This window comes from Chitinophaga eiseniae, from assembly GCF_012641265.1.
In the GTDB taxonomy this organism is placed as follows: Bacteria; Bacteroidota; Bacteroidia; order Chitinophagales; family Chitinophagaceae; genus Chitinophaga; species Chitinophaga eiseniae_A.
The window spans coordinates 1,070,037-1,085,436 of the sequence record NZ_JABAHZ010000002.1 but is presented as its reverse complement, the minus strand read 5'-3'; the positions used below and the strand labels follow the sequence as shown (position 1 = coordinate 1,085,436).

General features: G+C 44.6%; 17 protein-coding genes. 11 read left to right on the top strand and 6 right to left on the bottom strand.

Translation table 11 applies throughout. The annotated features are described in order from the left end of the window. Positions 1-59: 59 nt before the first annotated feature. The 5 genes from HGH91_RS12125 to HGH91_RS12105 all read right to left on the bottom strand — a co-directional run bounded on the left by HGH91_RS12125 (position 60) and on the right by HGH91_RS12105 (position 3,662). Positions 60-626: a cupin domain-containing protein gene (locus HGH91_RS12125; protein ID WP_168738685.1), complete on the bottom strand. Its 567-nt coding sequence runs from the start codon at positions 624-626 to the stop codon at positions 60-62. Positions 627-661: 35 nt separating this feature from the next. Next, on the bottom strand, positions 662-1,477 hold the full coding sequence (locus HGH91_RS12120) for a hypothetical protein (protein ID WP_168738684.1): 816 nt from the start codon (positions 1,475-1,477) through the stop codon (positions 662-664). Between the two features lie 261 nt (positions 1,478-1,738). Then, positions 1,739-2,287: a GNAT family N-acetyltransferase gene (locus tag HGH91_RS12115; protein WP_168738683.1), complete on the bottom strand. Its 549-nt coding sequence runs from the start codon at positions 2,285-2,287 to the stop codon at positions 1,739-1,741. A gap of 129 nt (positions 2,288-2,416) precedes the next feature. After that, a complete protein-coding gene (gene tssD / locus HGH91_RS12110; protein WP_145663279.1) occupies positions 2,417-2,806 on the bottom strand; it encodes a type VI secretion system tube protein TssD in 390 nt (129 codons plus the stop codon). Positions 2,807-2,972: 166 nt separating this feature from the next. Next, positions 2,973-3,662: a helix-turn-helix transcriptional regulator gene (locus HGH91_RS12105; protein WP_168738682.1), complete on the bottom strand. Its 690-nt coding sequence runs from the start codon at positions 3,660-3,662 to the stop codon at positions 2,973-2,975. Positions 3,663-3,932: 270 nt separating this feature from the next. Here HGH91_RS12105 and HGH91_RS12100 point away from each other — a divergent pair, with 270 nt between their 5' ends. The 7 genes from HGH91_RS12100 to HGH91_RS12070 all read left to right on the top strand — a co-directional run bounded on the left by HGH91_RS12100 (position 3,933) and on the right by HGH91_RS12070 (position 8,063). Continuing rightward, complete coding sequence (locus HGH91_RS12100; protein ID WP_168738681.1) at positions 3,933-4,514, top strand: Crp/Fnr family transcriptional regulator; 582 nt, start codon at positions 3,933-3,935, stop codon at positions 4,512-4,514. 70 nt (positions 4,515-4,584) lie between these two features. Continuing rightward, positions 4,585-5,016 carry an ester cyclase gene (locus tag HGH91_RS12095; protein WP_168738680.1) on the top strand — a complete coding sequence of 144 codons (432 nt, stop codon included), beginning with the start codon at positions 4,585-4,587 and terminating at the stop codon, positions 5,014-5,016. A gap of 486 nt (positions 5,017-5,502) precedes the next feature. After that, the gene (locus HGH91_RS12090) at positions 5,503-6,393 is read left to right on the top strand and encodes an AraC family transcriptional regulator (protein WP_168738679.1); all 891 of its coding nucleotides are present in this window, start codon (positions 5,503-5,505) and stop codon (positions 6,391-6,393) included. Between the two features lie 94 nt (positions 6,394-6,487). Further along, positions 6,488-6,916, top strand: a complete 429-nt coding sequence (locus HGH91_RS12085; RefSeq protein ID WP_168738678.1) for a hypothetical protein — start codon at positions 6,488-6,490, stop codon at positions 6,914-6,916. Then, positions 6,913-7,116 (top strand): helix-turn-helix transcriptional regulator, encoded by a 204-nt coding sequence (locus HGH91_RS12080; protein ID WP_168738677.1) that lies wholly within the window; start codon positions 6,913-6,915, stop codon positions 7,114-7,116. The genes HGH91_RS12085 and HGH91_RS12080 overlap by 4 nt, the downstream gene beginning before the upstream one ends. A gap of 78 nt (positions 7,117-7,194) precedes the next feature. Then, positions 7,195-7,794, top strand: coding sequence for a methyltransferase domain-containing protein (locus HGH91_RS12075; RefSeq protein ID WP_168738676.1), 600 nt, complete (start codon positions 7,195-7,197; stop codon positions 7,792-7,794). Positions 7,795-7,820: 26 nt separating this feature from the next. After that, a complete protein-coding gene (locus HGH91_RS12070; RefSeq protein WP_168738675.1) occupies positions 7,821-8,063 on the top strand; it encodes a hypothetical protein in 243 nt (80 codons plus the stop codon). Positions 8,064-8,066: 3 nt separating this feature from the next. On the opposite strand, the gene HGH91_RS12065 is transcribed toward HGH91_RS12070, so the two are convergent. Next, positions 8,067-8,684, bottom strand: coding sequence for a redoxin domain-containing protein (locus tag HGH91_RS12065; RefSeq protein WP_168738674.1), 618 nt, complete (start codon positions 8,682-8,684; stop codon positions 8,067-8,069). 274 nt (positions 8,685-8,958) lie between these two features. Between HGH91_RS12065 and HGH91_RS12060 the strand changes: the two genes are divergently transcribed. From HGH91_RS12060 to HGH91_RS12045, 4 genes are read left to right on the top strand one after another with little or no spacing between them, the layout of a single operon-like run. Continuing rightward, complete coding sequence (locus tag HGH91_RS12060; protein WP_168738673.1) at positions 8,959-9,861, top strand: bestrophin family protein; 903 nt, start codon at positions 8,959-8,961, stop codon at positions 9,859-9,861. Positions 9,862-9,910: 49 nt separating this feature from the next. Next, positions 9,911-11,374, top strand: a complete 1,464-nt coding sequence (locus HGH91_RS12055; RefSeq protein WP_168738672.1) for a DUF3375 domain-containing protein — start codon at positions 9,911-9,913, stop codon at positions 11,372-11,374. Between the two features lie 4 nt (positions 11,375-11,378). Beyond that, complete coding sequence (locus tag HGH91_RS12050; RefSeq protein ID WP_168738671.1) at positions 11,379-11,975, top strand: DUF4194 domain-containing protein; 597 nt, start codon at positions 11,379-11,381, stop codon at positions 11,973-11,975. Beyond that, positions 11,953-15,342 (top strand): ATP-binding protein, encoded by a 3,390-nt coding sequence (locus HGH91_RS12045; RefSeq protein WP_168738670.1) that lies wholly within the window; start codon positions 11,953-11,955, stop codon positions 15,340-15,342. The genes HGH91_RS12050 and HGH91_RS12045 overlap by 23 nt, the downstream gene beginning before the upstream one ends. Positions 15,343-15,400 lie beyond the last annotated feature (58 nt).

Below are 15,400 nucleotides of genomic sequence, written 5' to 3'. Positions count from 1 at the left end.
GCTCATCAATTGTCAAAATGTATACTTCACACCAATTCCTCCATATTCTGAATTGTTCTTTAGAGATGCGAGGGGTTATTGAATCTATTTTTATAATTACGTATACAGAAAGTAGGCAGCAATAAAATGTACAATAGCTGCAGTAGAATACCAGCAGGGGTATCCAGCCGAAATGTTTTCCTGTATTTTTGCAACAGGAATAACAAAACGGGAAAGGAGGGCATTCCTTTTTTGTCGGTTTTTCCCTGGTTGGAAAGCCTGGTCATGGTACGAAGAAACTGTTCCGTATTCATGGCGGGAACAATTTTCCAGTTCACGATGGTGGGCTTAAAACCGGAGTTCCACATGCTATGTCTTATGTTAGGTTTAATATGTACCCTGGCTCCTTTTCTGTAAATTTTCACTTCTCCATTCAAACGTATGGTAAGCTCTCCTTCTTCTACCTGGAAAAATTCTTCCTGAGCAGGATGGTAATGCAGGGGAGGTTCGGAAGAAAAGGGAAGATAGGTAGCCTCCATTTCCAGGTATTCCCCGGCAGTATCGTCGGTAGATTTCAGGAATTTGATGACTTGTCCTGTAACGCGGTTAGTAATCTGGTACACTTCAGATATAAGTACTTCGGGCATTTGCACTAATGGTTTGATAAAACGATGGTGAACAGTTATTCGATCGACTGCAGGGTGGTTACGGTGGAATCGCCGGCACTAACACTAATGGCTTTTACAATGCCCACTCCGTAGGCGTTCCAAAACTCCCTTTCCTCATGTGTGAGTGTGGAGGATATCTGCTGACCATTCATTTTCATGATTACGCGGGCATCTGATTTAGCCGTCCATCTGCTGCATTTAAAAGTACCACCGGGTACGGTAATGTTTTCTATGCCGGCAACCCGCCCGGGCTGATAGATAATTTTCTGGAACAACTCAATGGTATCACCATCTTCAGCGGCAGTTACGTATTTAATGTACTGTCCCTGTTCTGCCGGGCCCTTGTAAGTTAGCTTACTATCTACCACCATGGCATTGTCGAAAATTTCATATGCGGGAAATCCTTTGGGAGTAGCTTCCAGGATAGTGACTCCTTCCTGCGACTTCATATCTTCAATAGCTTTGCGCCAGAGTGCCGGCATATCGAATTGCGTAACTGTTTGACCATTTACAGATACCATACCGGTATTGGTAATCACCTCGATATCGTCAATATTCAGCCTGGTGCGCATATTATAGACCTTAAGGCCTGAAGAATCTTTGACATCACTGATCCAGGTAACAAACGAATGCGTCGTTTTATCTTCCATGATAATATTATAATTATACTTATGGTTTTGTGTGGGGATGTAGTTTTCGGTCTTGTTGCCATTTCCGCCGGGGTCAGGATTATCATCTTTCTTTTTGTTACAGGAGATTATCGTGGTAGTTGAAATGGCCAGTAACAGCAAGTTTTTGAAAATGCGGGGATAACTGTTTGTTTGTTTCATGCTGGTAATTTTTGTTTGATGAAACAATATTGGTGCATTTAAAATCGCTGTCCAAGCGCCATGGATATAGGCATAGGCAAGCAATCCCGAATCGCGGAAAATGGGTACCAGGGGCATTAACCGGCTAATACCGGTTGAATAAAACATCAAACCGGTCGTTCATCTACGAAAACAAGGTGTTCAGCATCGATACAGTGGTGATAATGGGAATACGGCAAGCATCAGGGAATATGATATCAGGAAACAGTGAAGTAATATTTTTCACGGTGTTATCAGCGAATACACTAACATGTTGGTAAGATCATCTTCTTTTGCCAGTCGCGCTCTCAGTGCATCATCGAGGGTAAAATGATTCCGTTCCAGGAGTTTGATAGAGCGTTCATTTCCAACAGCCGGCAAAGCGGCAATTCTTTTTACCTGCAGCTGTTGCTGCGCATAGCGGATGATTTCCGGCATGACTTCCTGCATAACGCCCTTTCCGAAATAATCGGCTAGCAGTTCATAACCAACTTCCGCTTCTTCGAGCTCCGGCACTATATGCCACAGGCTAATGGTTCCTATCAGCCGGTCATTGTCTTTACTGATAATTACCCAGTGTATCCATTTATTATCGGCGATGCCACCTTGTATCATTTCAATAAACTGGCGGGCGTCTGCTGTCGTAGTTGCTACCGGCCGGTCCAGGAACTGGTTAACACGCGGGTCTGAGCGTAATATAAAAACCTCCTCCGTATCTGTTAAGGCGAGAGGCCGCAACTGAAAGCGGGGCGTAGAAAGATAAGGGAACGGGGTAAAATTTAATGATAGCATATGATCAGGTATTTGTTATCCAGGTAACGATACACCACGGACTACTACCAAGATATACAAAATTACGGTAGCCTGAATGGGCCGCTTTGCGCCTCATTCAGGCTATAACACCAGCTGGCAACGGGCGCCCTATACCGGCCAGGGGTTTTGATAAGTGGAGTTGTTCAACTTCACTTCCCGGGACGATAAGGTGAGCTGAATCTGCAACGGTTGCTCGTTGTTGGCGTTAAACGTTTCTTCATATTCCACGCAGTAAGCATCGGTGAATTTCAGCTCTTTCAGCCTGGACATAGAATCCCTCCGGAAGAAGGTAATACTTCCGTTTTTTGTTTGGGTGTTGGAAATCATCCAGTCAAACAAACTGGTTTCGCCAGCAGACTCTATCAGTAAATTAATGGTGCCTCCTTTGGGGCGGGCGGCAGGTTTTCCATTATGGTCTGTGTTTTGGGAAAATGAAAACCTGCATTCCAGGACATTCATTTCCTCTCCATCAATGTTGAGAACAGCTTTAAAAGACATAGTTAATTTGGTTAACAAGCCCGTTGCAAGGCGCAACAGACAGGCAAAGAAATATGGTATACGAAATGAAAATACACATTTCTGCTTACATGCAGAAAAATTGAGGGTTATTTTTCCTTAAAGCGGAGAAAAGCCGGCCACGGCCCCTTCTACATATATATAAAAGCTATATAAGATCGAAAGCCTGGGCAAAACTGGTGAGGTCGTAACTGGACTGGGCGCCGATCTTTGCTTTAATATTTCGCCGGTGGGTAACCGCCGTTTTCTCCGAAATACCCGTTTTTTCAGCAATCTCCACCGCGCTGAACCCCAGTGCCAGCAGTCGCAGTATTTCTTTTTCCCGTTTGGTAAGCGAAGCAAATATATGCTGGTTGCGACGGAGGAAGTTATTTTCTTCCAGCAGCCGGTTTACCTTACTGGTAACATGATGTAGCGGATCAATAGGTGTGGCGCAGGTAATAACATGGGTAGGTTGACCATCCCCATCGCGCATAAACACCCGGGATGTGCCCAAATGCCAGGCCCAGTCGCGGGAGGCGGCCATTCTTACCTGCTGAAAAAAGGTAACCACCATATTTGCCTCTGCCGGTGCCTCCAGCATAGCAATGATCTTTGGCAGATAATCGGCCACGTCTGTAGGATTAAAGAAGTTGTCGTAATAGGCTGGCCCCATCTCCTGTAAGGCTTCCAGCGTTGTTCCCAGCTCTCTGCAGCCGCGGGACGACATATATTCCACACAGCTTCTTTGCACATTCATCACAATTACCACAACAGGAAGCGCTGCATCCAGGGCTTTTAAAGCTTTTAGCTTACCTTCCAGCCCTGAGTCATTATTAAATACAATGTGCTCAATCATGTACTGATATAAAATCTTGTATAGGAATCGCTCTTTAATGATGGTTGATAATGGTACTCTCTGTCGGCAAATGTAATGCATTAAAAAATACGAAAGGGTCCCATTCGCGAAGAAGAGACCCTTTTTTGGGGGTAGAAAATACGGTGATTGACTAAATCAGGTGGATGACTTTTTATAATGAAATAAGGTGAAATCAAATTGCTGTCACAAATATATGTTAAAGTAATAGCCTGTCAAATACCTACTTGTGGGTATTTTTAAGATCTTCATATGATGAAAGCTACCTCACCTCATTTGCTGGAAAACCTTGCCCACATTGCCTCATTAACGGCTGACGCCATGCAGCTGCTCATCGATAACGCTAACACGGAAGTGGTAAATAAAGGTGACTATCTGCTCCGGGAAGGTCAGTATTGCCAATACATCTGGTTCATAGAAACCGGCGCCTGCAGGGCCTTCCACGATAAAGACACCCGCGAAATCAATACCGCTTTTTACTTCGAAAACACGTTTTTTACCGATATGAAAAGCCTGCGAAACAATACCAGCACTGAATACAACCTGCAAGCCATGGAAAAAACTATCCTCTGGAAATGGCATAAAGATACGCTCTCCCAACTCTATCAATTATCGCCGGAAATTACCGCCTTTGGCCGCCAGTGGCTGGAACACCTGCTTATTGTACAAGAAACACATATACAATGGCTCACTAAAAATACCCCGGAAGAAAGATACCAGGCCATATTGACCCATTACCCCGAACTAGTGCAACGTGTAACTCTTACACAATTGTGCTCCTACCTGGGCATATCCCGGGAAACACTCAGCCGCATTCGCCGCCGCCTCCAATAGCCATTATGTGACGTTTGACACAATCGTACCGCCAGCGGCTATCTACCTTTGTTGTATCAAACTAACGGTTATGACTATACAGGAACAAAAAGTCTTCATCGACAGCTTTATTTCGATTATCTGGAACCAGGGCGATATATCCCGGGTACACGAATTCCTGCACCCGGAATTTACAGACCACTCCCTGGCGCCTTCACTCCCGGCCGGCGTCGCCGGGCTACAGCAATGGATTGCAATGACTCATGCCGCCTTTCAGCCTACTACTATTATAGAAGACCAGGTAGCGGAACCTGGTAAGGCTGTGATCAGGGTCACCATGCAAATGAAACATATCGGCGCCTGGAGAGGTATTCCGGCTACCGGTATAACAGTAACGACCAAAGGTTATCGTTGCTTTCACCTGAAGGATAACCGGATCATTGCCCACTGGGCTTTAATAGATGGGGATACCCTGGAGAAAAAATTGACAGCCCACAGCACGGGGCAAAACCCCGGCAGCTGAAAGCGTTTTACCTACCTGTGATAACGTTGCTGTACATATAACCTCAATGGGTAAACGAATATTTATTTAAACGGCACGTTATTTATATTAGGCATCCTAACATCATGTTAAATATTAGCAGTATACCATCCAGGTGTTGCTGCCGCAGGTAGTTTTACTTTTATGGAGATATCAACCGAAATAATAACCTGTATATCCAGGCTATAATATTCATAACATGTAGATGCTGAAACCCATTACTGGACGTATTTACGTGCTGTTACCGGATGGCAACCGCAGATCGCAAAAATGTAATACTTTATTAACTATTAACGCTGCCATGATACTGGGCTTTATCATTAACTATAAGATGTCATTTATACACTTATTACATCAAATTCCACGTCTATTGGATTTTAAGGAAAATAAATTAAAATTGCATTCTATACCCGATAGGTCTATTTCAATGATGCTTTTTTAGCAACAATATTCAACGGAAATCAAACCATGTTTATAAACAGTAAGCCATTGAGAGAAATTACGCCGCTAACCCAAAGTGATTGTTTCACTTTATTTACCCGGGAGAAAAAGGAATTTGATTTCCCGTTGCATTACCACGACGAGTTTGAACTTAATTTTATTCAATATGCCAGGGGAGCCAGGCGAATGATTGGCGATCATGTAGAAGAAATCGGCGAGCTGGAATTAGTGCTGGTAGGACCTAATTTGCAACACGGATGGTTTACGCACAAACATGCCGGTGGTATTATCAAAGAAATTACCATCCAGTTTCACCGCGATCTGTTTGATGAAAAATTTCTGCAACGCAACCAGATGAATTTTATCAAAAATATGTTTGAGCGTTCCCTGCGCGGTATTCTTTTTTCTACGGAAACTACGCAACAGATCATGCCCCGCCTGATCCAGCTGCCGCAGCAGCAAGGGTTTGATTCTGTACTGGAGCTGATGTCTATCCTGCATGATTTATCTACCAGCCGGAATATGCGCATGCTCTCTGATACTACGTTTGGTAACACGGAAACTTTTTCTTACAACAGCAGGCGTGTGGAAAAAATTATGACTTACCTGAATGCTAATTTTGATAAAAATATTTCCCTGGGAGAAGCGGCTAAACTGGTAGCGATGACGGAAGTGGCTTTCAGCCGCTTTTTTAAGGCCAAGATTGGGAAAACATTTGTAGACACACTGATAGAAATCAGGTTGGGACATGCCTCCCGGCTGCTCATTGAAACAACACATACCGTCAATGAAATCGCCTGTAAATGCGGTTTTAATAATATTTCCAATTTCAACCGCATCTTCAAAAAGAAAAAAGACTGCACGCCCAAAGCATTCAGATCAGCTTATACGGCTTCCGGTACGCGAACTTTCATATAATGAATCATGATAATTAGTCTTATTCATTTTACTTTATGTAAAGTATTTTTGTCTTTTTGTAAAAAGTATCTATCTTTATAAAAAGACCTTTATCATGAAATCACGTTATTTACTACCCCATCTCTACAAAAAAATCGGAGGTATACTCTTCCTGTTAACCTTTGGCACATGGCTGTTAGGTACCATCATGGATTTCAACTATAGCTGGGTAGATTACAACATTGCGACAGGAAACCAGGGAAATTTTGCGGATGAAATCATCGTTTCGGGACTGATTATAAGTCTGTTAATGATTGCTTTTTCCAAGGAAAAAAATGAAGATGAATACATTGCAGCGGTTCGCCGAGAGTCGCTACAGTGGGCCATCTACATCAATTATGGGTTATTATTGATTGGTACCTGGACCTTTTACAACTGGGACTACTTTTCGGTGATGGTGTATAACATGTTCACCCCCCTGATTTTCTTCATTTTGCGTTTCCATTTTGTCATTATTAAAAACCGCCGAACTTTACCTTCATGAAAAACACCATAAAAGTGCAGCGGGCCATTCATGACATGACCCAGGAAGACCTGGCAAAAAAAGTGGGTGTATCGCGTCAAACCATTAATACGATTGAATCCGGGAAGTATGTGCCTTCTACGGTACTGGCATTAAAAATAGCCCGGATATTCGATATTACGGTAGAGACCATCTTCTTACTGGAAGCGTCAGATGAATAATATATAAAATGCTTATATCATCTTTTTCGATGGGATAGGCTTTCAAGCTTGCTGTAAAAATCGTACCTTTGCGCCTTCATGCAAACTTCTACTTTTTTAAAGCCGAATTGCTACGTAAATGATGCCGCTTTTGACTGGTTATATCCGGAAAAGATACAACAGCTTTCCAGGCGGCATTGGACGCCACTTAGCATCGCAAAATCAGCAGCACGTTTCCTGGCACATCAGCCGGGAAAAAAAATCCTCGACATCGGCAGCGGTGTTGGCAAATTTTGCCTGGTAGGCGCACGCTTTTATCCTGAATCTTCTTTTTATGGTATCGAACAGCGGGAAGAACTCTATCAATATGCGATGGAGGCCAGGGAAGTTACGCAAACCAGGAATGCACATTTCATTCAGGGCAATTTTACGCAAACAGATATTTCTGCATACGATGGCTTCTACTTTTACAATTCTTTCTTCGAAAACCTGGTAGACCAGGATCAGATTGATGATAAAGTGGAATTATCGACCAGTTTATATAATTATTACAGCCGCAGCCTGTTTAAAAAATTAAACAACTGTGCCAGCGGAACAAGGCTTGTTACCTTTCATAGCCTTGAAGATGAGGTACCTCCCTGCTATCAGTTGGTGGATACTTCGGCAGATTTAATGCTAAAAATGTGGATCAGAAGATAGGATTAAGCAATAAAAAAATTATTACTATGACGACAGATGAACATGCTTTACAGATTATAGCAGCTCTTAGTACGGCAACAAATTACGCACAGGCAGACCAGGTTCTGTCTGCGGCGGAAGAAACTCATCAACAGTTATTCAAAAAAATTATCCCCTCTCTCCAGGAAAAAATAGAAAATTTATCGCCATTAAACTGCAACAGTTTACAGTGGAGTATATATCGCTATACTTTAATGTGCCTGCGCAAACGTGATATGCAACCCGCGTAGCTATCAGGCACTGATGGCCAGTTGGTTGCCAATGGCTGCTACCAGGCTTTCCGGCGAAAATTTTTCCTGTAAGTACAGATCAATAAACGCATAATTAATTTCCAGTGAAGGTGTAACCAGGTATACTGCAGGCACCGGCACATCTGCGTTTACACCTGATACCCGTCCCCAGATGGGGTCCGACTCCCTGTAAATGCCTGCCTTGCGGGCAATGCGGTGCTGTGCGTCATGTATAATATCGAAAGAAAAATTGCCCGGGTTATCGGTAGTAAAATGTTTCTTATCCTCGCTGGATACCAGCAATAAACGAGCGCCAGCAGCTGCAATGGTCGCATGGCTTTCCTGTAACTGCGCCAGCAAACGGTCGGCATAATCATTCCAATGCCAGGAATAAAATACCACCACTAAGGGTTGCGCAGTCAGCTGGTGCAAAGACACCACCTCCTTTACATCGCTCAGTAAAGCGCCGCGGTTAATAATGCGTGACTCTTCTGCTAAGAACTCAGGAAAAAAAGCGCCTTCCTGTATCGGGTTAATACGCTCCCGGTTTTTAATGGGGCTGGGAAAATTTTCTGGTACCGGGGCGGTTAAGTAATCGGCGTATCTGTAAAGTGATGACATAATCAATATTTTTTTAATGGCTGATAAAATGGCCGCTGTTATAGGTTTGGTGAATACTGCTTGCTATTGTATTACAAATATAGAAAGAATATTTTAATTACTCCACTAAATCTATAGACTATTAGGGAAATAAAATTTAATTGATTGGTTTCCAGTGAAATGTTATTAAAAAAATTAAAAAGGGCGCATTAAATTGGAACGATATTATGTATATTGAAGTCATGCAAAGAGATATGCATCCCAAAACAGATTACCGGAAAAATAAACCTGTTATATGCTGCTGAAAACCAGGCTATCATTCAGCCAGATATTTTCTTACACCTGGAAAGTAGACCTTATGCTGCTGGCCTGTTGTGCGTTGGTGTACTGCATCGATAAATACTGGCTTTCGGCACATGTGTCGATTCCGGTTACCGTTTCCACAGTACTGGGTACCGCTATCGCTTTCTTTATCGGCTTTAACAACAACCAGGCCTACGACCGCTGGTGGGAAGCCCGGAAAATATGGGGCGCCCTGGTCAATGACTCCCGCTCCTGGGCCCGTAGCCTGCTCTTTTATGCCGGAGCCGACATGGAAAACAAAGCCCTGGTACGCCACATGATATACAGGCACCTGGCCTTTATCAACGCCCTTAAAATGGTGCTCCGCAAACGCCCCGATGAATACTACACCCGCTATCTCACCCAGGACGAAATAACTGCCGTACAAAAACAAAGCAATATCCCCAATGCTATCCTGAACCTGCAAACCCGCGACCTGCAACGGCTCCGGGATACCGGCGTAATAGATGGGTTTCATTTCATAGAACTTAACCAGCTGCTGGTAAGACACTGCGATTCCATGGGCCAGTCGGAACGGATCAGGAATACCATATTCCCACCCAGCTACGTGTATTTCACAAAAGTATTTATCTGGTTCTATGTGATCATGAACACCCTGATGATGACCGAATCAATCGGCCTCTGGTCCATCCCCTTCGGCTGGATGTTTGGCTTCGTATTTCATGTAACTCACCTCAACGGTATTACCCTGATGGATCCCTTCGATTTCCAGCCCCTGGCCATTCCCCTGGATAATATAGCCCGGACCATAGAAATCAATGTGATTCAAATGCTGGGCGATGAACCGGTACCTACCCCGGTACAGCCCCGGCTCGACGGGCTTTATATAATGTAAGCCTTCTAAAATAGCCGTTCTTAACACGTAATTCCGTATTTTTACAGCTATGACGTATGACCAATTATGTAATCTATATGCCCAGTCTGTAACACTCAAAATACTCCGGGCACGTAGCGCACCAATGATGCTGTCATTTTTTCACTACACTTTCAAGGAAAAAAACCATACCACCATTTCCAACGTGGAACTGGTAACCCGTTTATCAGACTACCTGGGCGTAACCGGTTACCGGGCCACCGATGATGAAATTGATGCGGGCAGCCTGCTGGATAACGATGATGTGAAAGCCAGGAAATATATCGATCAGTGGAGCAATAAAGGTTTTCTCCGCAAATACCCCGACGACGAAGGAATTGATATTCATGAGCTGAGCAGCGACATGGAAAAGGTGATGCACTGGGTATCCACATTGCAGAAACGCGAATTTGTAGGCACCGAAAGCCGCTTTAAAGATATTTTCTCCAAACTCAAAGAGCTGATTGACCAGAGCAATAAAGATCCCCGGCAAAGGATCCAGGAACTGGAAAAAAAGAAATACGAAATTGAACAGGAGATAAAAGCCATCACCATCACCGGCAAAGTACAGGTATTTGACGACACCCAGATCAAGGAACGCTTCTACGATGTAAACCGCATGTCGCGCGAACTCCTGAGCGATTTTAAAGAAGTAGAACAAAACTTCGAACAAATTACCCAGGAAATTTACCGCAAACAAAGCGAAAAGGATATCGCCAAAGGCGCCCTGCTGGCCTATACACTCGACTCCTTTGAAGCCCTGCGCCAAAAAGACCAGGGTAAAAGTTTCTATTCCTTCTGGCAATTCCTTATGGATGAAAACAAACAGGAAGAAATGAGGGGGATGATAGAAAAACTATACTCCCTGCTGGAAGAACGTAACATCGAATACAAAAACGACCGGTTCCTGAAAAAACTAAAACAGTTTTTACATGCCTCCGGTAAAAAAGTAATCGATGCCAACAAAAAACTCAGTGATAAACTCAGTCGCGTACTCAGTGAAAAAAATCTCACCGACCGCCGCAAAGCCACTGAATTGATCAACGATATCCGTCAACTGGCTTTCCAGGCGCTGGAAAATCCGCCCGGTGAAGAATTCTTTGTCGACATAGAAAGCGATCCGGAACTGGATATGATCGATCGCTGGGAAATGGCCGAAGAAAGAAAAGAACATCCCGATGTGGAATTCCCCGAAGGCGTGGGCGGTACCGACCTCTCAGACACCGATTTCGATGCACTCTTCAACCACTTCAATATCGATCGCGCCCTGCTGGAAGATCGTATCAACACCCAACTGCAAAACAAAAAACAAATCAGTTTGAAGGAACTGGTAGAAATTTACGGCACAGAAAAAGGACTGACAGAACTCATCACCTATTTCTCTATCGCCAGCCAGTCATCCAGCCACATTATACTGGAAACACCTGATCCCGTATCACTGGGCAACCGTACCATCAATATGCCAATGGTACTGTTTACAAACTCTCAAAACTAAAACTATGGCGAATAACAATATTTCTCCTTATGCACACGTGTTCCTCAAACTCATGCAGGGACCGGTGTATGAAGAAGACAAAGGCTATTGGAAAGACCTCCTGGGCTGGCAAACAGAACTCAGCAAATACCTTAACCAGGTAGGCCTGCAACTCATTATCAACGAAGCAGACGGCTTCGCCCGTATCCTGCAACCCGAAGCAGACGACAGCAGCAGCGATAAACCGCTGCCACGCCTCATGCGCAAAACCAGGCTCACCTACGAAGCAACCCTGCTCTGCATTGTACTCCGCGAAGCCCTCGACGAATTCGATGTAAGCGGCAACGGTACCCGCCTGTTCATGACACAGAAAGAAATTAAGGAAAGACTTACGCTATTCTTCAAAGAACGCAACAACAAATCCAAACTGCTGAAAGATCTCAACAAGCCTATCAACAGCCTGCTGAATGTCGGCATCCTGAAAACAACCCGCGAAGACGCAGCCAACAAAGAACTGCATCAGTATGAGGTGAAAAGGGTGATCAAAGCACTGGTCAACAACGAGAAACTGGAAGAAATAAAATCAAAATTAAAATTGCATGTCAACCCTGTTCAACAGTGATTCTAAAGAAAGCGGGTTCCGGTTACAATATCTCGAAATATATAACTGGGGCACGTTTCATAATAAAATATACCGGCTCAATACCAACGGCAATACCTCCCTGCTCACAGGCGCTAATGGTAGTGGTAAAACTACGCTCATAGATGCCCTGCTAACGCTTCTCGTACCCGCCGGCAAACGGTTCTATAACCAGTCGTCCGGTACAGAGCAACGAAAAGACAGGGGAGAAGAATCTTACTTCTGGGGATACTATGGTAAAACATTTTCCGAAGACTCCCTGCAATCCAAAACAGAACAGCTGCGTCACAAGGAAAATAACCCTTACTCCGTACTGCTGGCCTATTTCTACAATGCTGCTACAATGCACCAGATCACACTGGCGCAGGTACGCTGGTATTCCGGGGAACTGAAACGACAATACATCGTTTCTCCCCATAAACTCAATATCAACGACCATTTCGGCAATGGTAAGTTTGATATGAAAGGCGATTGGAAAAAGAAATTGCGGGTAGAATTTCCTAAAACGGAAATTACCGACAGTTTCAAGGAATATGCCGCCCTGTTCAGTAACATCTTCGGGCTGAGAAGTGAAAAAGCCTTGTCGCTCTTCAACCAAACCGTAGGTATTAAAGTACTCGGCGACCTCAATACCTTCATCCGCAGCCAGATGCTGGAAGAAACCGATGCGGAAGCAGAATTCCTTAAACTGCGGGAAAACTACGACAGCCTGCTTTCCAGCCATCGCGCTATACAAAAAGATGAAACCCAGCTGAAAATGCTGGAGCCCATCATAGACAATAAAACCGCCTGGCAGGAACTGCAAGACCGGAACCGGGAGCTGCAAATGCTCCAGGACATACTACCCACCTGGTTTAACAGGCAGGAAAAAGATATCCTCGAAAGAGAACTGGAAGCGTTGCAGAAAGAACAACAGGTAACCGCCAGTACCCTCACCGGTATCAACGAAGCCCTGCAATCGCTCAACCTGCGCAAAGATGAACTCATCGCCCAGAAAGCCAACAACAGCGTAGATGAACAACTTCGCTCTATTGAAAAATCCATCCACTACGAACAAAGGGCCCTTGAAGCCAAGCGTAACAAGATGGAAGAATACAATATGCTGGCCGACAGGCTGGAACTAGCTCCCAACCCCGATGAGCAACAATTTCATGAAAACATTGCCGGCGCCGAACAGCTGAAAGTTGCACACGACAAACAGCTGGAAACATTACAGGAAGAATTGTTTCATCATAAAAGCAGTCTCACCGCCGAAAGAGCCCAGGCTACCCGGCTGGAAGAAGAAATCAACTCCTTCCTCAACCGGAAAAACAACATTCCATATGAGCTGATCCGCATCCGCCAGCAACTCGCTGATATGCTCGACATACACGAAGATGACCTCCCTTTTGCCGGAGAACTCATCAAAGTAAAAGATGCCGAAAGCCATTGGGAAAACGCCATAGAAAAAGTATTACACAACTTCGGCTTACGCCTGCTCGTACCCGAAGAATATATCATGGATATCAACCGGTACATCAACTCCAACAACCTGCAAACCCGCCTCGTATATCATAAGATAGAAGAGGAGAGTTATACTATGTTGAGGATGCCGAATGAAAAAGATAGCCTGTTACAGAAGATAGATATCAAACCCGGTACCGTGTTCAAAGAATGGCTGCAAAACCAGCTGCTCGACCAGTTTGACTATACCTGTACCGATGATATGGCCGTGTTTAACCGCTCCCGCAAAGCGGTTACCTCCAACGGACTAACGCGGCAGGCTACACGCCATGAAAAAGATGACCGCCCCAACCGCTCGCAGCAAAACAACTACGTGCTGGGATGGAATAACAAAAATAAACTACGCCTGCTGAAAGAAGAACAGGACGAATGTAACGGCAATATCGATACCCTGCAGCATAGCATTGCACAGCTGGAAAACAACCGCAAGGCCATCACCACCATCAATACCCTGCTGAATGCGTTCCTGTCGCTGCGCAACTACGCCGAAATCAGCTGGCAATCGCACGCCGGCGTGATCGAATCTTTTGCCCGCGAAAAAGCACAATTGCTCAAAACCAGCGATAAATACCAGGTGATCTGCGATCAACTCGACGATATCACCGCCCAGCTGCAAAACAAGGAGAAGGAAAAGGAAAGAACCCTGCAGGAAAAAGGTCGCCTCGATGATAAAGCCGCAGAAAAACTCCGTCACTTCAATCAACTGAAGGTGAATAAACTGGACGATATTTCCCTGCAATATGTGCTGGAATACCTGACAGACCTGTCGCTCACGGAACCTGCCGAAACAACCCAGGAGCTGGCCGCCTACCGCAAACGAGCCGACGATAACATGAACGCAACCCTGCACGACGCCATGCGCCAGAGTGCAGAAAAAGAAGCGGAAATTACCCGTCAGCTGTCGGCCTTCGTCATGCCGCCTAAAGCCATCCACGATACCTATCCCGAATGGCTCGGCGATGTAAGCGACCTGCAACCACATGTTAAATACCTGGAAGAATTTACCTCCCTGTATGAAAACATCAAATTCCAACGCCTCATTGAACATAAAGAGCGCTTCCGTAAATACATGGACACCAGTATGCTCAATGCCATCACCAACTACCGGGCATGGATATACGGACAGGAGGATTTAATCCGGGAAGTAATGGAAGACCTGAATGAGCCACTGCGCAATATTACCTTCAACAAAAACCCGGATACCTACCTCCAGCTGGAATGCCGCCATGTGCGCGATGTAGAGATCAGGAACTTCAAGGAAAAACTCAGCAATGCCGTACCCGATTCCTATAAATATCACATGGAAAAAGATGAGGCATACGGCGATCAATTGTTTGAAAATATTAAAGTGCTGATCAACGACTTACAACAGAATGAAGCCTGGCGCCGTAAAGTAACCGATGTGCGTAACTGGCTCGACTTTGGAGCGAAAGAGTTTTATATAGCCGATAATAAAGCCTTTAAATATTACGAAGATACCGCCAGTCTTTCCGGTGGTGAAAAAGCACAGTTTACCTACACCATCCTCGGCGCCGCTATTGCCTACCAATTTGGTATCAACGAAGCCAACAGGCAGCACCGGAGCCTGCGCTTTATCACAGTGGATGAGGCCTTCAGTAAACTCGATCCGGAAAAGAGTCACTATCTCATGGAATACTGCGGGCAGTTAAACCTGCAACTCCTGGTGGTTACGCCATTGGATAAACTGAATATTGCAGAACCATATATTCACGCCTGTCACTTTGTATCCAACAAAAACAAACGGGATTCCGTGGTGTATAACTTCACCATGGAAGAATACCGCGATCGCAAGAAAGAGTTCGAATCCATGGCAGTGATGTCGTAGATATTGTTACTGTTATAAATAAAGCAGGGAGATGATAGCTGTTATATTGGCTATCATC